Consider the following 17,014-nt stretch of genomic DNA (forward strand, 5'->3'; position numbering starts at 1 on the left):
ATAACTAATTTGGTAATGCCCCTATAGTCAAACGATACAAGGCGACGTCAAATTCTTGCTAATGTTACAGCCAGGTCCGCCAAACGACTGTTTTTAATAATATTTCTTAAATTTGGCGCCAAGGAACAGTCATGATCGAAGCGCCCCCGTTACGACGTCTGTTAGTAGTGGATCCTTGCGACGATTGCCATCGTTTGCTTCCCGGTCTGCGCTCTGTGGGTTGGGATGTTGACAGTTGCACCCTGGAGCACGCCGCGGATAAAACCTGCGATGTCGGACTATTGCGGTTACAGCCTTTTCACCTGGAACGTCCGGAAGCCGTCAAAGAGCTGATCAGTCGCAGCGGTACGGAATGGATCGCTGTGTTGAATCAGGAAGTTCTGCGTTTGCAAAATGTCGGGGACTTCGTGTGCGAATGGTTTTTCGACTTCCATACCTTGCCATTTGACGTTTCCCGGGTGCAGGTCACCCTGGGTCGGGCGTTCGGCATGGCGCGCCTGCGCGGGCAGGGCACCATTCATATCGATCAGCCTGAGCACGAGTTGCTTGGCGACAGCAAACCCATCCGCGAACTGCGCAAGTTGCTCAGCAAACTGGCGCCCACGGAATCGCCGGTCCTGATTCGGGGTGAAAGCGGCACCGGCAAAGAGCTGGTCGCCCGTACGTTGCACCGCCAGTCACAGCGTCACAGCAAACCGTTCGTGGCGATCAATTGCGGCGCAATCCCTGAACACTTGATCCAGTCCGAATTGTTCGGTCATGAGAAAGGCGCCTTCACCGGCGCCCACCAACGCAAGGTGGGGCGGATCGAAGCGGCCAACGGCGGCACGCTGTTCCTGGATGAAATCGGTGATTTGCCTTTGGAGCTGCAAGCCAATCTGTTGCGCTTCCTCCAGGAAAAACACATCGAGCGCGTCGGCGGCAGTCAGCCGATCCCGGTGGATGTGCGGGTACTCGCCGCGACCCACGTCGACCTTGAGGCCGCCATCGAGAAAAAGCGCTTTCGCGAAGATTTGTACTACCGCCTGAATGTGCTTCAAGTGGTGACGGCGCCGCTGCGTGAACGCCACGGTGATCTATCGATGCTGGCCAACCACTTCTCGCATTTCTATAGCCATGAAACCGGGCGCCGGCCGCGCAGTTTCAGCGAAGACGCATTGATTGCCATGGGCAAGCACGATTGGCCGGGCAATGTCCGCGAGTTGGCCAACCGCGTGCGGCGCGGGTTGGTACTCGCCGAAGGACGGCAGATCGAAGCGCGGGACCTGGGCCTGATCAGTCAACAGGCGTTCACCACGCCGATGGGCACGCTGGAGGACTACAAAACCCGCGCCGAACGCCAGGCGCTGTGCGACGTATTGAACCGGCACAGCGATAACCTGAGCGTCGCCGCGAGAGTATTGGGCGTATCGCGCCCGACCTTTTACCGATTGCTGCACAAGCACCAGATCCGCTAGGGCGGGGAAACGAAAAGGCCCGCTGCGATTGACGTCGCAGCGGGCCTTTTCCATGGGGTTGAAGGGTTAGAAGTAGTACGGGAATTTCAGGCTGAAGGAAAAGTCCGGGGCATCGTCGGTCATGCCGATGGACAGGTTGGGAACGATGGTCAGGTTGTTGGTGGCCGCGATGGTCATGCCGATGTTGAAATAACCGGCGTTGGCATCGCTGGAGACCACCGATTCCCAGTCGCCGCCATCGGGTTTCAGCTTGCTTTTGCGTTGCACCAGGTCAGATACCGAGAACGACATACTCATCTTCTCGTTGAGCGCGAAAGCTACGCCGGCGCCGATCTGGAAGCTGTCACCGATCCTCACGTCGCCAGGCGTTGTCTGGTTGACGGTAGAACTGATGTCGTCAAAGGATTCCTGGAAGTTGTGGGTGTAAGTCAAACTGCCGAACAGCACGGCCGGATCGAAGGTTTTGACCAGCGAAATGCCGGGGCTGATGGACCACACACCGTTACCGGTCGGCAAGGTGTCAGGCACGAACAGGTTGGTATTGGCGTCGGTTTGACGCAGCTTGATCCCGAACGGGTCCTTGCCGGTCGGCGCTTTGACCCGCAAGGTAACCACGGCATCCGGCGTGTTGACCGATTCGTCCATGAATTTGTAGGCGATCCCGAAGTTCACGTCGCCAATGGTCGGGTCTCGAGTGACCGTGTCTTCGGTCGTGACGTTGGCCGCGCCCTGGTTGCCGCCGCCAGACTGGTAAGTCGACTCGCGATAGACCACGGGCACGTTCAGGTCGAACTGCCAACGGTTATCAAAGTTGTAGCGGCCGGTAAGGTCGAGCGTCCAGGTATCCGCCTTGATCCGGTCAAGGTTGATATTGCCGAGGAAGATCGAGTCCAGTGCAAGGAAGCCGTTGAGAATCAGTTGGCGGGTGTCATAACGGGAATACGTTACCCCGGTTTCAAAGCTGAACTTGCCGCCGCCGAAGAATCCGCTGGCTTCGTCATACAGGTTGGAAACACTCTGTGCCGGTTGTGAATCGTCGGCCAGCGATTGCCCATAGGAACTTCCGCTGCCCCCGGCGGCGCCCCCCGATGCTGCTGCAGCGCCAGTCCCCGTGGCCACTGCGTTGCCCTTCATGTCTGCTGGCGATTTGGCCAGGCGTTTTGGTTGAGGGGTTGCGGGTTGCTCTTCTACCTGGCGGACCCGTTGTTCGAGTACCGCCAGGGCCTTTTGTTGTACTTCGTATCGTTGCTTTAACTCCAGAAGTTCCTGTTTCAGGGTCTCTACATCCGCATCGGGCGCCGCTTGCAGCATGGCCGCCGGGAAAAGAGTACTCAAACAAACTACTGCACGCAGTGATACTGATCGATACATGAAATAAGCCGTCCCTTTAAGCCCAATGATCGAGAGTCAGCGTAGTTCAATATCCTAAGGTGCGCAGGGCATTAAGTTGGGTCAGGTTGCAGTCCAATGCGCCGGCACTCGGGCCATTATTATTGAGCACCACGTTGAGTTGGGTGAGGTTGTTGACCATGTTGCTGTTACCCAATAACCGGGTGTTCTGCAGTAGCCCGCCCTGGGCGACTTGTTGCAAGGCACTGCCTTGGTTGTTGTTGGCCTGAATGGCCATTTGCACGCCACCCCCGGTGGCTGAAACCGAGACACTGCCGGCGGCGTTGCTGCCCGTGATGGTCTGCCCGGCCATCAGAGCCTGCCCTTGCCCCGGCACGAGCGCCGGCGCCTGGTTGGCTTCCTTCACGTCGATCGCGACATTGTTGTAAGCCGTATTGCCGTCGCCAGCGGCGCGCACGCTTTGAGAAATGCCCTGGCTGGTAGCCAGTCCTGCACCACCGATCACATTGCCGGTGCCTTGTTCAGGCGTGCTGCCGTTACCAGATTGCTTGATGGTTGAAACATAGAATTCGGGTTTGACCGTTGCGGCCTGGATCTGCATGGAGGTTGCTGCCCCGATCAGATCGCCAGTGGCGTTGCGCCAGGTGCTGCTCATGACCACACCGAAGCTGATGATCCGGCCCGGCATGACGTAACGACCACGTAATTCGGAGAGTTCCTGATCCTTGATTTCGATGGGTTTAAAGCCGTTGGCATAGCCTGAAGCGCTCGCTGCCAGGCAGGCGGCGGCCAGCCAGTATGAGGTTTTCATCTGCTGCTCCCGGAGCATCCTGCCCCAATATCATCATTTGGCGATTAAAAGAAGTCGCTCTGTATGAAGCCAAAGTCCATCAATTCAGCATCTCTGACAGGGTTGAAGTTATCCAGCTTGTTCTTGGCCGTCAGCGGTTCCGGTGGGCTGCGTAACGCATTGGTTTTGTCGTAACCGGGACCTACGATGGCAAAGACGATGCCGTTCCAACCTTTGACAAAGTCTTCATGGGAGTAGCGTTTGTGCCCAAGTACGGGGTCACCGATGTAGACCCAGTTCTTGTCCGCTCGCTGCAGCACCACGAAGTGCTTGTAACCACGAATTTCCATCAGTACCACCACCGGAATAGTCACAGCGTCGAGCTTTTCCGTCGGGATCTTGTAGCCCCTGGCACGCATGCCGATGCTTTCTACGTAGCGCTTCATGTCCAGCATGGAAAAACCTTGAGTACGAACAAGGTTCTGGTCAGCGTTGACCAGCATGCCTTTGATGATGTGCTCCTCATCGACGTCCATCCAATAGGCCTGGCGTAGCACCGTCGCCAGTGCGGCAGCGCCGCAGCTGAAGTCGGTTTTCTGTTCGACGATGTCGCTGAACTTGCGCTCACGCAAACTCTGTACCTGCTTGTAAACCAGCACGCCACCAGGCAGGGCGGCCACTGGCATCTGAGCGGCCTGGGTCAGGCCAGACAGGCAGAGAAGGGCGAAGAGGGCAGTCTTACGCATGATCGATACGCCTTTGCGGACTGTGGAAAAGCCCCGTTGCCGGGGCTTTCATTTCGATCGCGATTACATGCAGGCTTTGCAACCTGCAGCGATGGACAGCGAGTTGCTTTGTTGGTTGCCGACGCCAGCGGCGTTGTTGAACCCAGCGTTGCCGGAGAAGTTGTTGCCAACGTTGCTGATGTTTGCATTGTTGGTAACAGGGTTTTTCCAGCCATCTGGAGTCAGCACTTGCTGAGTGGTGACACCGGCCAGACCGAATACGCCCACCGCGACGAAGTCGGAATTGCTGTTGCCACTGTTGCCACCGTGACCGCCATTGTTGCCACCTTGGCCTCTGCTGTCGTTGCCATAGCCACCATTGCCACCGTGACCATGATCGTCAGCTGGAGTTGTCACCGCAGTGCCTGCCGCTACAAACGCACCAGCAGCGGTAAAGGTACCTCTGAGGGTATCGGTTTTGTAGGTCTGGGTGCCGTTGTTAGCCACTTGCAGACCGGTGGTGCTTTGGTTGGCTGCTGCAGCGGCTTGTGCTACGCGACCGCCCGATACAGCAATGGCCAGGTTGTTTTTCTGTTGGTTGAAGTTGCCGGCAGCGTTGTTCACGCCGATGTTGCCGGAACCGCTGTTACCCACGTTGTTGAGGCTGGCCGAGGCAGTGCTCGAATAGTTGGCAACGGCGTTGCCACCATTGACCTGAGTCGCGCTGGAGGCAGAAACCGCCGAGCCGAAGATGAAGCTTTCGTCAGCCGTGGCCAGGGCAGCAGCATTGTCTTGTTGGTTGCCGTCACCGCCAGCGTTGTTCATGCCCACGTTGCCGTTGCTGCCGTTCGCCGAGTTATCGACGTGGGCATCATTTTTGGTCCCCAGGTTCAACACGGTGTTGCCTTGGTTGTTTTGCACATCCAGCACGGCGGCCCCGGCGCCAGCGCCAATTTGCAGCAGCTCTTCAAGGGTTGGGCCCTGAGGAGTAGGAGGCTGATGGCCGTGGCCACCGTTGTTGCCATGATCGTTGCCGTTATCGTTTCCGTGGTCGTTACCGCCCGCTTGCGCGGCCATTGCCATCACTGCTGCCAGAGCGAAAACCAGTGGTTTAAGAGCCATTGTAGGTTTCATGGTGTTTCTCCGTCGTGCTTATTAGTTGGTTAAGTGTTGGTACTTTCTAATTGCACAGCTGTGTGGGTCAGTCAGCGACCCGGATGCTCAGGGTGTTAGCCATTCGGTTCCCCACCCCGGCACTCTGGTTCACCTGGATAATCCCTCGGCTGCCGGTGAAGGCCTGGTCGCTGGTAACGACCTGGCGACTGCCGGTTTGGGACCCAGTTGCTCCTGAGCTTGGTAGCAACGCCACGTTCTGTTGCGAAAGGGCGCTATCGTCGACGCTCTGCGGGCCAGCACTGATGCTGATACGCGCGGCGTTGGCCATCTGGTTATTGGCACCGGCGCCCTGGTTCACACCCAGTACACCGCTGCCATTACTGAAAGAGTTGCCGCCTATGGTGGCCGTCGCGTTCATCGACGGATTGGCGGGGGTATCGAGGCTTTGATGGATGCTGGTCGTTGCCGAGGCGTTGGTGCCGATGGCGATGGCGCGAGCGTTGGTTTGTTGCTGTTGGTCGCCGGCGGCCTGGTTGGCGTTGTAGTTGCCTTTGTACTGAACGCCGGCATTCTGGATGTTGGCGTTGTTCACGGTGGCTACGCCGGAGTCAGCCATGGCACTTGCGCTGGCGAACAGGGCGAGGAAGATCAGGCTGCGATTCATGTTATTGGCCTCCCGCCATTCTGGTCAGCGGTGCAAGGCCGGAACTCATTGCGCGATTGATGGTGCCGGAAATCGCGCCGCCGCTACCGCCACCGTGGCCGGCACTCATGCCTGGCAAACCGTTGGGGTTGGTCACGACATTGAGCCCTTGCATGCCGCCGATGGCTTGGCCGTTGCTGCTGCGAAGCGCGGTGCCGCTGGTAACGCCAGCGATGTCGGCGTCACTCAGTTCGCCGGTGATGCGCGCCGAAGGGTTAGCGTTGACGGTGGTCGGATAGGGGTCTTTGCCGCCGCTGCGGCCGATAGGGATGGGCTGGACATCGCGATTGAGGACAATCACGCCATTGCCTTCAGCCTGGACAGTAAAACTGAGTACCGAGGAGGCGGCACATCCGATCAGCAGTAGGCAAGTAAAGCCTTTATTGATAGTCCCCACGGCGGTAATTCCTTCTTTTGTGGGCTGGCCCTAGTCAGCGTTGTGAAGGAGAGAGCGAAAGCTGTGCCGGTTTTTGAATGTGTAGTTAATTCAAAGGCTTATCGATAGGTGACACGACGGCGAAACGCGCACTGTTTCAAGGGTGAGACAGGTAATGAGGAGGCAGGAGGGCAAATGCCGTTGCAAAGCTCTGGAACGGGCCTTTGCATCGAGGTGTATCAGCGGCTTAACAAGTGCCATGACAATACGATGAAGTGCGTTGAAACGGCCTGTTTGCGAGTAGACGGGTGTTTCACCAGCGGACACTTTGTCCCCAAAACAGGGGAAAAGATTGGGCGAAACGCCCCAAAACCAGGGTCAGCCACCCAGTAACAGGGTGACGGCTTGAATCGCCTGGACGCGGCGTTCTTCCCAGCAACCCTGAAGAATTTGCAGCGGTTGTTGGTGCCGTTCGAGCCAGGTTCGTGTGGCGTTGAAAAACGCGCGACGCTCGTTGAGGTCGGGCTGGCAACGCTGGCCATCGTCTGTCCAGTCGACCTGTTCCGGTGACAGCAGCAAGTGCAAGTCGTAGTGCCGTTGCAGCAGCGCTTGTTCAATCCAGTCCGGGCATTCGCCGAACAGGGTCTGGCTCCAGAGGATATTGCTGAGCAAATGGGTGTCGAGAATCAGCAGCCGCGGCTCAAGAGCGCGGGCTTCATCTTCCCAGCGCAACTGGCCCCGGGCGATCTCCGGGATATCGTCGAGGCACGTGTCGCGTGGGTTTTGCTCGATGAACCAACGCACATACTCATCGACCAGCACGCCGCCGAACTGCTGCTGCAATTCGGCTGCAAGCCAGCTTTTACCGCTGGACTCAGGGCCGGTGAGCACCAGCACTTTCATGTGCGCAGCGCCGGGTCGGCACGCCACTCACGCCAGCCTTGCATGGCCAGCAACAAGAACACGGCGTAGAGGGCGGCGGTCAGGTACAGCTCCTTATAGATGAACAACCCGACAAAAATCACATCGACCACGATCCACAGCAACCAGCATTGCAGGCGTTTCTGCGCCATCCACAATTGCGCAACCAGGCTGAACCCGGTCAGCGCGGCATCGAGCCATGGCTGGGCGGCGTCCGTCCAGTGCGCCATCGCCGCGCCTAGCAGCAGGCTGCCGGCAGCGCCTATCGCCAGGCCAAGTGCGACTGATTGGCCATCGAGCAGGCTAACTTTACGACCTTCATGAGCGTTACCGGTACGCGTCCACTGCCACCAGCCGTAGAGCTGCAACACGGCGTAGATCACCTGGAGCAGCATGTCCGAATACAGCTTCACTTCATAAAAGATCCAGCTATAAAGCAGCACCATGACCAGGCCGATCGGCCAGCACCAGGGGTTCTGTTTGACCGTCAACCAGACGGCAATGACGCCGAGGGCGGCGGCAAACAGTTCAAGCCCGGACATGGGAGTTCCTTAGAGGAAGTCGAAGAGGGGGCGGATTGTACCGGCAGGCACAGCCAAGTAGAACCGGTGCACGGCTCGGCAGCAGTTGCCGAGCCCGCGCGGCTGGGTTCGGCAACTGCTACAGCAAAGGCATTTAGACGCGGAACTGCTTGAGCAGGCTGTTCAACTGCTCACTCAACGCCTTGAGCCGAACACTGGCCGCGCTCGATTGCTCCGCCGCCAGCGCGGTGCTGTGCGACAACCCCGCCGCCTGAGTGACGTTCTGGTTGATGTCCTCCACCACATGCGCCTGTTGCAAGGTCGCACTGGCAATTGATGCATTCAACCCGTTGAGGTTGCGCAGCGCCTGACCGATTGCACTGAGGCTGGCGCCGGCCAGACCGGCTTGTTCGATGGTCAACTGCGACGCACGGCTGCTGTCGCCGATGACCTTCACCGCTGCTTCGGAGTGATTCTGCAGGCGCTCGATCATCGACTGGATTTCCGCCGTGGACTTCTGGGTGCGCTGGGCCAACAGGCGCACCTCATCGGCGACCACCGCGAATCCGCGGCCTTGCTCGCCGGCACGCGCCGCCTCGATCGCCGCGTTGAGCGCCAGCAGGTTGGTTTGCTCGGCAATCGAGCGGATAACCTCCAGGACACTGCCGATCTGCGTGCTTTCAGCCGCCAGCGTGCGGATCACTTCAACCGCTTGATCGATGGTGCCTGAAAGCTTGTCGATCTGTTGCAGGCTGCCGTCAATGTTGATCTGTCCCTGTTGCGCCTGGGATTCGGCATCGCGCATTTCGCTGGCGGCGTGTTCGGCATTCTTCGCCACGTCCTGCACGCCGTAAGTCACTTCATTGATGGCGGTCGCCACCAGTTCCATCTGCTGCGACTGTTGCTGACTGCGTTGCTGGGCCTGCGCGGCGTCGTTGCCCAGCTCGCTGGACGACTGGCCCAGCGCGGTGGCGGACACCTGTAGCTCGCCGATCACCAGGCGCAGCTTGGTGGTAAAGGCATTGAAGTGCCGGGCCAATTGCGTCACTTCGTCTTGACCACGGGTGTCGAGGCTGCGGGTCAGATCGCTTTCGCCGCTGGCGATGTTGGCCATGGCATTTACCGTGTCTTGCAGCGGTCGCACGATGCTGCGCGCAATCATGATCACCAGCAGCGCCATGATCAACGCAATGGCCAGCACCGCAATCGACGCCTCCCAGACCTGGCCATTGAACTCGGCCTGCATCTCATCGATGTAAACGCCGGAGCCAATCACCCAGCCCCACGGCTCGAACAGTTTGACGTAGGACGTTTTCTCGACCGGCGCATCGGCGCCCGGTTTCGGCCAGCGATAGTTGATGACGCCGGCGCCCTTGGCCTTGGCGAGGGCCACCATTTCGTTGAACACCGCAAAACCGTCCGGGTCGCGAATCGCCGAGAGGTTCTGACCATCCAGTTTCGGGTTGGTCGGATGCATCACCATCACCGGCGTCAGGTCGTTGATCCAGAAATAGTCATTCTGGTCATAGCGCAACCCACGGACGGCGGTCAGCGCCTGCTTCTGCGCCGCTTCACGGGTGAGAGTGCCGGCGGTTTCGAGGTCGTGGTAGTAACTCAGAATGCCGCTGGCGGTCTGCACCACATGCTGGGTTTTCTGGGCCTTGGCCTGATAAAGGTCGTCATTGATCTGCTTGAGCATCAACAGGCCCAATGTCATCAACATCACCACGGCCACGATCAAGATGAGCCACAAGCGTCGACTGATCGACACACTGCGCAAGCTGTTCATAACGCTGTCACTCCGAATTCTTGTTCTTGTAATGAAAGATCGCCAGCATCCCACCACGCGGTGCTGCTCAGGTATATCCGACCCAAGTCGTATTACGCAGCAGCGTTAACAAGGCTTGTCTGATAGGATTTCGGCCCCGCGCGGCAAAACCTGAATCCGGATTGATTTTTCAAAGGATTATCACGCCCGGAGGTGAACCCTTCGCGCGGCAGACTTCAGCTACGCTGATCGCGGTGAACGTACTAAAAAATACTAACGGGGCATGCCAAGACGCATAGCCTTTGGGGGATTGATGGATCTTTGGACCGCCTTTCAGGCATTGATTCTTGGCGTCGTAGAAGGGCTGACCGAGTTTTTGCCCATTTCCAGTACCGGGCACCAGATTATCGTTGCGGACTTGCTCAACTTCGGTGGCGAGCGCGCTATCGCGTTCAACATCATTATTCAGTTGGGGGCCATCCTGGCGGTGGTGTGGGAGTTTCGCCGCAAGATCCTCGACGTGGTCACCGGTTTGCCGACGCAACCCAGTGCCCGGCGTTTTACCGCCAACCTGTTGATCGCCTTCATGCCTGCCGTGGTGCTGGGAGTGATCTTTTCCGACCTGATCCACGAATACCTGTTCAACCCGATTACCGTGGCGGCAGCGCTGGTTGTCGGCGGGGTCATCATGTTGTGGGCCGAGAAACGTCAACACCAAGTGCATGCTGAAACGGTCGACGAGATCACCTGGAAAGACGCCTTGAAAGTCGGCTTCGCCCAATGCCTGGCGATGATTCCTGGCACCTCACGCTCCGGCTCGACCATTATTGGCGGTCTGCTGTTCGGGCTTTCGCGCAAGACCGCGACCGAATTCTCATTCTTCCTGGCCATGCCGACCATGGTCGCGGCAGCGGTGTATTCGGGCTTCAAGTACCGTCACCTGTTTGTGCCGGCTGATTTCCCGGTGTTCGCGATCGGTTTTGTCACGGCATTCATCTTCGCCATGATCGCCGTTCGAGGCCTGCTCAAGTTCATCGCCAGCCACAGTTACGCGGCGTTCGCCTGGTATCGGATCGCGTTTGGACTGGTCATCCTGGCTACCTGGCAGTTCGGCTGGGTTGATTGGGCTGCGGCCAAGCCGTGAATGACACCCGCGCGCGCAGCAATTCCACGCGCAACGCCGGTGGGGCGATTCAGCATCCGCGGCTGAAGTTGCTGGTGTTTGCAATCCTGGGCGCGCTGCCCCTGACCGGTTCGGTGCTGTTCTGGCTGCGCGGGATTTCGCTGATTCCCCTCGCGGCCTACGGCATCGTCAGCGTGCTGGCGTTCTTCCTTTATTGGAGCGACAAGCGCAAGGCGCGCGCCGACCGTTGGCGCACCCCGGAAAACATCCTCCACGCCGTGGAACTGGCGGGCGGCTGGCCCGGCGCCTTGCTGGCCCAGCAAGTGTTTCGGCACAAGACCCGCAAGGTTTCGTATCAGGTGTTGTTCTGGATCATCGTGCTGCTGCACCAGGTGTTCTGGATCGATCAACTGTTCCTGGGCGCCCATGTGTTCGCGCTGTTTTAGAGCAGCAAGCCGATCCGGGTGCGTTTGGGCAGCTTGCTCACCACCAATTGATGCGACCGTCGCAGCAAGTCTTGCAGCTCTTCGTTGCCCAGTGGATAAGGCGTTTGCATGATGATCCATTGCGCCCGGGCCAGGTATGGCGCCGGGTGAATGCCCGGCCGGTCGCAATGCCCGAGAAATACATCCTTGTCGACCTTGAACGCCAGCGAATCGCCGCGCAGGTTTTGCAGGGCGAACATCTTGTTCCCGGCTATCGAAAACACCCGTACGCCACCCCATTTGTAATCTTCCCGCGCTCCGGGCAGGGCCAGGCAGAATTGCGCGACATCCTCTTCGTTCATGCGTCCAGCCTTCATAGCAATCGGTCCCCGCAGGCATTGAATGATTCGATCAGATGGTCGATCCAGGCACGCACGGCCGGCATCACCCCGCGCCGATGAGGGTAGACCGCTTGCAGCCAGCCGCCGGGTAATGACCACTCCGGTAGCATCTGCACCAGCGAGCCGTTTTGCAGTTCCTGTTCGCAATACATCATCGGCAGCGTGGTAAAGCCCTGACCGGCAAGGGTGCAGGCCCTGCGCACGATAAAGTCATCGATGCCCAGCCGTGCTTCCATCGCCAGTTCATAGCTTTTGCCCTGCTGGTCGAGCATGCGGATGTGCACCATGCGGTCGGCTTCCAGCGCGCCGAGCACCGGCAGGTTTTTCAGGTCTTCGGGATGCTCGATCACGCGGCCAAGGTCAAGCAGGAACGCCGGGCTGGCGACCATCACCGTTTGCGCCTGACGTAGCCGGCGAGTTACCAGCAGCGGGTCTTCGTCGCCCAACTCCCGTACTCGCAATGCAACGTCGACACCCTCGGTCACCAGATCGACACGACGATTGAGCAGCAAGACTTCCAACTGGACCTGAGGGAATTTTTCCAGGAAGTCGCTGATCACCGACGGCAGCATCTCGTGCGCCAGGCCCACCGGGCACGATACCCGTAAGCGCCCACGCGGCTCGTTGGACATGCTGGCCACGGCTTCATCGGCCATCTCGGCTTCGAGCAGCATGGCCTGGCAGTGCCTTAAATAGCGTTCACCGACGGCGGTCAGTTTGAGTTGGCGGGTGGTGCGTTGCAGCAGGCGCGCGCCGAGACGTTCTTCCAGCTCGGCAATGCGCCGCGACAGCCGGGACTTGGGAATCCCCAGCAATCGCCCGGCGGCAGCGAAGCCACCGGCTTCGACCACCTTGGCAAAATAATAGAGATCGTTCAGATCTTGCATGAGAGGTTTCCGATTGTTCTATCAGTGGGACGAACTATCGCATTGTCGCTGGCTAATCAGCTATTGGTTTCATCTGTAGGATCACCGCCATCAGATCGCCGGTGGCGATCCTCACCTGGAGATCCCCATATGAAACTGTTGCATATCGATTCGAGCATTCTCGGTGACAACTCAGCTTCCCGTCTGCTCAGCAGCGAAGTCGTCAAAGCCTGGCAGGCCGCCGAGCCAACCGCAGTAGTGACTTACCGCGACCTGGCCGCCGATGCTATCAGCCACTTCTCCGCCAACACTCTGGTTGCCGCCGGGACCACCGCTGAACTGCGCAACGCCGCGCAACATCACGAAGCCGAACTGAGCGCCGCCACCCTGGCCGAATTCCTCGCCGCCGACGCCGTGGTCATCGCGGCTCCGATGTACAACTTCACCATCCCGACCCAGCTCAAGGCCTGGATCGACCGCATCGCCGTGGCTGGCCAGACCTTCCGTTACACCGAAGCCGGCCCGGAAGGCCTGTGCGGCGGTAAGAAAGTCGTAATCGTGTCGACTTCCGGCGGCATCCACGCGGGTCAGGCAAGCGGGGTGGCTCACGAAGAGTATTTGAAGTTGCTGTTCGGCTTCATTGGTATCACCGACATTGAGTTTGTCCGTGCCGAAGGCCTGGCCTACGGTGATGAAGTGCGGACCAAAGCCATGAACGGCGCGCACGCGCAGATCAGCGAGCAATTGTTCGCCGCCGCGTAAGGCTTGCGTAAAGAGCGGCATCCGTTCAGGCAACACCCCCAAAAACTCTGTATTCTGATTACGCAAGTATCAGATACGGAGTTTTTTGTTTCTGGTCATTACAGATTTAACCAATGTGTGGCCCGAGTTATGCAGTAGAGGGTTATCGTCTCCGGTCAAGTAACAAGGTTGGGCGTCCCATGATGCGTCTTTGTGCAACATTACTGACTTGCCTGCTCAGCAGCCTGAATTCAGTGCACGCCGCGCCTGCACCGCATCCTCACTGGAGCGTCGGCTACCATGAGATGACGTTTCTCGACCCGCTGGACCTGCAACCGATGCGCGCCATTGCGTTCTATCCTTCCAGCGACTGGGAGCACACCAGCAAAATCGAGGGCTACACGGTCGAAGCGGGTGAAGACACCCACGTCGCCATTGGTCGCTTCCCGATGCTGATGCTGTCCCACGGCAACACCGGTACGCCGCTGGCCCTGCACGACCTCGCCACCTCGCTGGCGCGCAAGGGGTTTGTGGTGGTGGCGGTGATCCATCCCGGTGACAACTCCAAAGACCACAGCCGCCTCGGTACTTTGAGTAACCTTTATGGGCGGCCGATCCAGATTTCCGAAGCCATTACCGCCACCTTGGGCGACCGCATGCTCGCGCCTTACGTCAATGCCGACCAGGTTGGCGTGATTGGTTACTCGGCCGGCGGCGAAACGGCGTTGATCCTGTCCGGCGCCACGCCGGATCTGGATCGTCTGCGGCGCTATTGTCAGGAACGCCCGGACGACCGCGATGCCTGCAACACCAAAGGCGAGCTGATCGTCGACCGTGATGACTTGCAACCGGTGGCTGATCCTCGGGTGCATGCCTTGTTGCTGATGGCACCGCTGAGCCTGAAGTTCGGCCGTCACACCTTGGCCGATGTGCATGTGCCGGTGCTGCTTTACAGCGGCGATGGCGACAAGCTCGTAGCCTTCGACAAAAATGCCGCCGCCCTGGCGCGCAAACTGCCGATCGCACCGGACTTCAAGTTGCTGGCCGGGGCAGGGCACTTCGTATTCATGGCGCCGTGCAATGAAGAGCAAATCATCGCCATGCCGGCGTTGTGCACCGATGCCGATGGCGTCGACCGCGAAGACATTCACCGTAACCTGGTGTCCGAAGCCGGAAGTTTCTTCACGCGCACCTTGGGCAAACCGACCCGCGCCGGGATGCAGACGGCCGATCAGTAATGCATTGAAACTGCATCACCTTGGCGGAGCAGGTCAGGCCATTGCGCGACGTTTCAACAGAAGTGTCAGGGCCAGCCCGGTCACCGACAATAACGCCGCGCTGAAGAAAATCCACGCATACCCCAGGTTCAACGCCACGGCGCCCATCAATGGCCCGGCAATCGCCAGCGCCAGATCGAAAAACACCGCATAAGCACTCAACCCCGCGCCACGGCTGGAGTTGGGTACCTGCTTGATCGCCTCCACGCCCAGCGCCGGGTACACCAGCGACAGGCCGAACCCGGCCAAACCGGCGCCAATCAATGCGTAACCCGTTGAAGGCGCGAGCCACAGCAGCACCAGGCCTGCGGTTTCAATGGTCATGCAGGCAATGGCCGAGGTGAATCCGCCGAAGCGGCCGATGGCCGAGATGAACAACAGCCGCGCCAGGATGAAGCACACACCGAACACCGTCAGGCAGTAAGCCGCGCCGGCCCAGCCGCGACTGACGTAGTAGAGGGTAATAAACGTGGTCAGCGTGCCGTAACCGATAGAGGCCAGGCTGAGGCTGGCCCCGAACGGTGCAATCCGCCCGAACACCGCCCAGAACGGCAATCGCTCGCCGCGAATCACCGGCACCGAGGGTTTTTTGCGAATCAGCCATAGCGCGCCCAACGCCAGCAACGACAGGGCGATCCCCAGGCTGGCGAAGCCATACTCGGCGACCATCACCACGCCCAGCGGGGCGCCAATCGCAATGGCGCCATACGAGGCGATACCGTTCCACGAAATCGAACGCGCCGTGTGCTCCGCCCCGACCTGGCCCATGCACCAACTGATCGTGCCCACGCCAATCAGGCCTTGTGCGATGCCGAGCAACAAACGGCCGGCGATCAGGATCAACAGACTGAGCAACGGAAAGTCTTGCAGCAGCGTGGAAATCAACGTCAGCACACCGCTCAGCACGATCCCCGACAACCCGTAAACAATTGCGCGTTTGGTGCCGATGCTGTCCGACATGCGCCCGGCCATCGGGCGGCTGAGCAGCGTAGCCAGGTATTGAGAGCCAATGGTCAGCCCCGCGATGATCGCGCTGAAACCCAGTTGCTCATGGACATAACCCGGCAACACCGCAATCGGCAGACCGATGCAGAGGAAGGCAACAAAGGTATAGAAAACGATGGAGACGATCTGCAAGGTGATCGCCATGGAGCTTTGCGGGGGTCGTTGCTGCGCAGACATGGGCACTCGTTCGCGGGCGGCGGTGGGAGAACCGCATCATGGCGTGGGCGGGAAATAAAAGGAAGCAGGCTAACTATGTATCGCTTTGGATATTGCGGTGTTGTCACTGGCGTCTTCGCGAGCAAGCCCGCTCCCACAGGGGAATGTATTCCAAAAATGTGGGAGCGGGCTTGCTCGCGAAGGCTTCAGCACCCGCAAAACACCAAACCCCGAAATGAAAAAAGCCCTGTCACCAGGACAGGGCTTTTACTTGCCGCTTGCAACCATTAGCTGCTTTTAGAACACCACGCCCTGGCTACGCAGGTAATCGTCGTAGGTGCCGCTGAAGTCGATCACGCCGCTAGGGCTGAGCTCGATGATGCGGGTGGCCAACGACGAGACGAACTCACGGTCGTGGCTGACGAAGATCAGCGTGCCCGGGTAGTTTTCCAGCGCCAGGTTCAGCGCCTCGATGGACTCCATGTCCAAGTGGTTGGTCGGTTCGTCCATGATCAGCACGTTCGGCTTTTGCAGGATCAGCTTGCCGAACAGCATGCGACCTTGCTCACCACCGGAGATGACCTTGACCGACTTGAGGATCTCGTCGTTGGAGAACAGCATCCGGCCGAGGGTGCCGCGAACGATTTGCTCGCCGCCCTGGGTCCATTGGCCCATCCAGTCGAACAGGTTGCAGTCGTCTTCGAAATCGTGGGCGTGGTCCTGGGCGTAGTAGCCCAGTTCCGCGGCGTCGGTCCACTTCACGGTGCCGGCATCCGGGGTCAGTTCGTTGACCAGGGTGCGCAGCAGGGTGGTTTTACCGATCCCGTTCGGGCCGATGATCGCCACGCGCTCGCCGGCTTCAACCACGAAGCTGAAGTCCTTGAACAGCGGCTTGCCGTCGAAGCCTTTGGCCATACGCTCGACGATAACGGCTTGACGGTGAAGTTTTTTGGTTTGCTCGAAGCGGATGAACGGGCTCACACGGCTCGAAGGCTTGACTTCGGCCAGTTGGATCTTGTCGATCGCCTTGGCGCGGGAAGTTGCCTGCTTGGCTTTCGAGGCGTTGGCCGAGAAGCGGCTGACGAACGATTGCAGTTCCGAGATCTGCGCTTTCTTCTTGGCGTTGTCCGACAGCAACTGCTCGCGGGACTGGGTCGCCACGGTCATGTACTCATCGTAGTTGCCCGGGAACAGGCGCAGCTCGCCGTAATCCAGGTCAGCCATGTGCGTGCACACGCTGTTCAGGAAGTGACGGTCGTGAGAGATGATGATCATCAGGCTGGTACGCTGGGT

18 protein-coding genes are annotated in these 17,014 nt (G+C 59.1%); 5 read left to right on the forward strand and 13 right to left on the reverse strand.

The features are described from left to right. Positions 1-131: 131 nt before the first annotated feature. Complete coding sequence (locus ACQKP4_RS20320) at positions 132-1,457, forward strand: sigma 54-interacting transcriptional regulator (RefSeq protein ID WP_427635415.1); 1,326 nt, start codon at positions 132-134, stop codon at positions 1,455-1,457. 66 nt (positions 1,458-1,523) lie between these two features. Here the strand turns inward: ACQKP4_RS20320 and ACQKP4_RS20325 are convergent, their stop codons facing one another. The 9 genes from ACQKP4_RS20325 to ACQKP4_RS20365 form a co-directional block, all read right to left on the reverse strand. After that, the gene (locus ACQKP4_RS20325; protein ID WP_427635416.1) at positions 1,524-2,828 is read right to left on the reverse strand and encodes a hypothetical protein; all 1,305 of its coding nucleotides are present in this window, start codon (positions 2,826-2,828) and stop codon (positions 1,524-1,526) included. 46 nt (positions 2,829-2,874) lie between these two features. Beyond that, complete coding sequence (locus ACQKP4_RS20330; protein WP_427635433.1) at positions 2,875-3,618, reverse strand: hypothetical protein; 744 nt, start codon at positions 3,616-3,618, stop codon at positions 2,875-2,877. A gap of 44 nt (positions 3,619-3,662) precedes the next feature. Beyond that, positions 3,663-4,343, reverse strand: a complete 681-nt coding sequence (locus ACQKP4_RS20335; RefSeq protein ID WP_427635417.1) for a C39 family peptidase — start codon at positions 4,341-4,343, stop codon at positions 3,663-3,665. A 63-nt stretch (positions 4,344-4,406) separates the two neighbouring features. Next, on the reverse strand, positions 4,407-5,456 hold the full coding sequence (locus ACQKP4_RS20340) for a heme utilization protein (protein WP_427635418.1): 1,050 nt from the start codon (positions 5,454-5,456) through the stop codon (positions 4,407-4,409). Between the two features lie 67 nt (positions 5,457-5,523). Beyond that, positions 5,524-6,102, reverse strand: coding sequence for an adhesin (locus tag ACQKP4_RS20345; RefSeq protein ID WP_427635419.1), 579 nt, complete (start codon positions 6,100-6,102; stop codon positions 5,524-5,526). Between the two features lies 1 nt (position 6,103). After that, positions 6,104-6,538: a hypothetical protein gene (locus ACQKP4_RS20350; protein ID WP_427635420.1), complete on the reverse strand. Its 435-nt coding sequence runs from the start codon at positions 6,536-6,538 to the stop codon at positions 6,104-6,106. A gap of 357 nt (positions 6,539-6,895) precedes the next feature. Further along, positions 6,896-7,420, reverse strand: coding sequence for an AAA family ATPase (locus ACQKP4_RS20355; protein ID WP_427635421.1), 525 nt, complete (start codon positions 7,418-7,420; stop codon positions 6,896-6,898). After that, positions 7,417-7,980 carry a nicotinamide riboside transporter PnuC gene (gene pnuC, locus ACQKP4_RS20360; protein WP_427635422.1) on the reverse strand — a complete coding sequence of 188 codons (564 nt, stop codon included), beginning with the start codon at positions 7,978-7,980 and terminating at the stop codon, positions 7,417-7,419. The genes ACQKP4_RS20355 and pnuC overlap by 4 nt, the downstream gene beginning before the upstream one ends. Positions 7,981-8,113: 133 nt before the next feature. Next, complete coding sequence (locus ACQKP4_RS20365) at positions 8,114-9,748, reverse strand: methyl-accepting chemotaxis protein (protein WP_427635423.1); 1,635 nt, start codon at positions 9,746-9,748, stop codon at positions 8,114-8,116. 292 nt (positions 9,749-10,040) lie between these two features. On the opposite strand from ACQKP4_RS20365, the gene ACQKP4_RS20370 reads away from it, so the two are divergent. After that, a complete protein-coding gene (locus ACQKP4_RS20370; protein ID WP_427635424.1) occupies positions 10,041-10,871 on the forward strand; it encodes an undecaprenyl-diphosphate phosphatase in 831 nt (276 codons plus the stop codon). Continuing rightward, positions 10,868-11,296, forward strand: coding sequence for a DUF1294 domain-containing protein (locus ACQKP4_RS20375; protein ID WP_427635425.1), 429 nt, complete (start codon positions 10,868-10,870; stop codon positions 11,294-11,296). The genes ACQKP4_RS20370 and ACQKP4_RS20375 overlap by 4 nt, the downstream gene beginning before the upstream one ends. Here ACQKP4_RS20375 and ACQKP4_RS20380 read toward each other — a convergent pair. Further along, entirely contained in the window at positions 11,293-11,652 is a 360-nt protein-coding gene (locus ACQKP4_RS20380) for an MmcQ/YjbR family DNA-binding protein (protein WP_427635426.1), read from the reverse strand. The genes ACQKP4_RS20375 and ACQKP4_RS20380 overlap by 4 nt on opposite strands. Beyond that, positions 11,649-12,563: a LysR substrate-binding domain-containing protein gene (locus tag ACQKP4_RS20385; protein ID WP_427635427.1), complete on the reverse strand. Its 915-nt coding sequence runs from the start codon at positions 12,561-12,563 to the stop codon at positions 11,649-11,651. Before ACQKP4_RS20385 ends, ACQKP4_RS20380 begins: the two co-directional genes overlap by 4 nt. Before the next feature lie 129 nt (positions 12,564-12,692). On the opposite strand from ACQKP4_RS20385, the gene ACQKP4_RS20390 reads away from it, so the two are divergent. After that, positions 12,693-13,304: an FMN-dependent NADH-azoreductase gene (locus ACQKP4_RS20390; protein ID WP_427635428.1), complete on the forward strand. Its 612-nt coding sequence runs from the start codon at positions 12,693-12,695 to the stop codon at positions 13,302-13,304. A 179-nt stretch (positions 13,305-13,483) separates the two neighbouring features. Next, positions 13,484-14,521, forward strand: coding sequence for an alpha/beta hydrolase family protein (locus tag ACQKP4_RS20395; protein WP_427635429.1), 1,038 nt, complete (start codon positions 13,484-13,486; stop codon positions 14,519-14,521). A 33-nt stretch (positions 14,522-14,554) separates the two neighbouring features. On the opposite strand, the gene ACQKP4_RS20400 is transcribed toward ACQKP4_RS20395, so the two are convergent. Further along, positions 14,555-15,742 (reverse strand): MFS transporter, encoded by a 1,188-nt coding sequence (locus ACQKP4_RS20400; protein ID WP_427635430.1) that lies wholly within the window; start codon positions 15,740-15,742, stop codon positions 14,555-14,557. Positions 15,743-16,018: 276 nt separating this feature from the next. Then, positions 16,019-17,014, reverse strand: a 996-nt coding sequence (locus ACQKP4_RS20405; RefSeq protein WP_427635431.1) for an ATP-binding cassette domain-containing protein, incomplete at its 5' end; no start/stop codon positions are given.

This window comes from Pseudomonas sp. NPDC086278 (assembly GCF_050280905.1).
Classification (GTDB): Bacteria; Pseudomonadota; Gammaproteobacteria; order Pseudomonadales; family Pseudomonadaceae; genus Aquipseudomonas.

Coding starts and splice junctions, on each gene's coding strand:
- ACQKP4_RS20345 (WP_427635419.1), bottom strand. CDS start 6,102: ATGAATCGCAGCCTGATCTTCCTCGCCCTGTTCGCCAGCGCAAGTGCC.
- ACQKP4_RS20395 (WP_427635429.1), top strand. CDS start 13,484: ATGATGCGTCTTTGTGCAACATTACTGACTTGCCTGCTCAGCAGCCTG.
- ACQKP4_RS20380 (WP_427635426.1), bottom strand. CDS start 11,652: ATGAAGGCTGGACGCATGAACGAAGAGGATGTCGCGCAATTCTGCCTG.
- ACQKP4_RS20320 (WP_427635415.1), top strand. CDS start 132: ATGATCGAAGCGCCCCCGTTACGACGTCTGTTAGTAGTGGATCCTTGC.
- ACQKP4_RS20355 (WP_427635421.1), bottom strand. CDS start 7,420: ATGAAAGTGCTGGTGCTCACCGGCCCTGAGTCCAGCGGTAAAAGCTGG.
- ACQKP4_RS20400 (WP_427635430.1), bottom strand. CDS start 15,742: ATGTCTGCGCAGCAACGACCCCCGCAAAGCTCCATGGCGATCACCTTG.
- ACQKP4_RS20340 (WP_427635418.1), bottom strand. CDS start 5,456: ATGAAACCTACAATGGCTCTTAAACCACTGGTTTTCGCTCTGGCAGCA.
- ACQKP4_RS20325 (WP_427635416.1), bottom strand. CDS start 2,828: ATGTATCGATCAGTATCACTGCGTGCAGTAGTTTGTTTGAGTACTCTT.
- pnuC (WP_427635422.1), bottom strand. CDS start 7,980: ATGTCCGGGCTTGAACTGTTTGCCGCCGCCCTCGGCGTCATTGCCGTC.
- ACQKP4_RS20330 (WP_427635433.1), bottom strand. CDS start 3,618: ATGAAAACCTCATACTGGCTGGCCGCCGCCTGCCTGGCAGCGAGCGCT.
- ACQKP4_RS20370 (WP_427635424.1), top strand. CDS start 10,041: ATGGATCTTTGGACCGCCTTTCAGGCATTGATTCTTGGCGTCGTAGAA.
- ACQKP4_RS20390 (WP_427635428.1), top strand. CDS start 12,693: ATGAAACTGTTGCATATCGATTCGAGCATTCTCGGTGACAACTCAGCT.
- ACQKP4_RS20385 (WP_427635427.1), bottom strand. CDS start 12,563: ATGCAAGATCTGAACGATCTCTATTATTTTGCCAAGGTGGTCGAAGCC.
- ACQKP4_RS20365 (WP_427635423.1), bottom strand. CDS start 9,748: ATGAACAGCTTGCGCAGTGTGTCGATCAGTCGACGCTTGTGGCTCATC.
- ACQKP4_RS20335 (WP_427635417.1), bottom strand. CDS start 4,343: ATGCGTAAGACTGCCCTCTTCGCCCTTCTCTGCCTGTCTGGCCTGACC.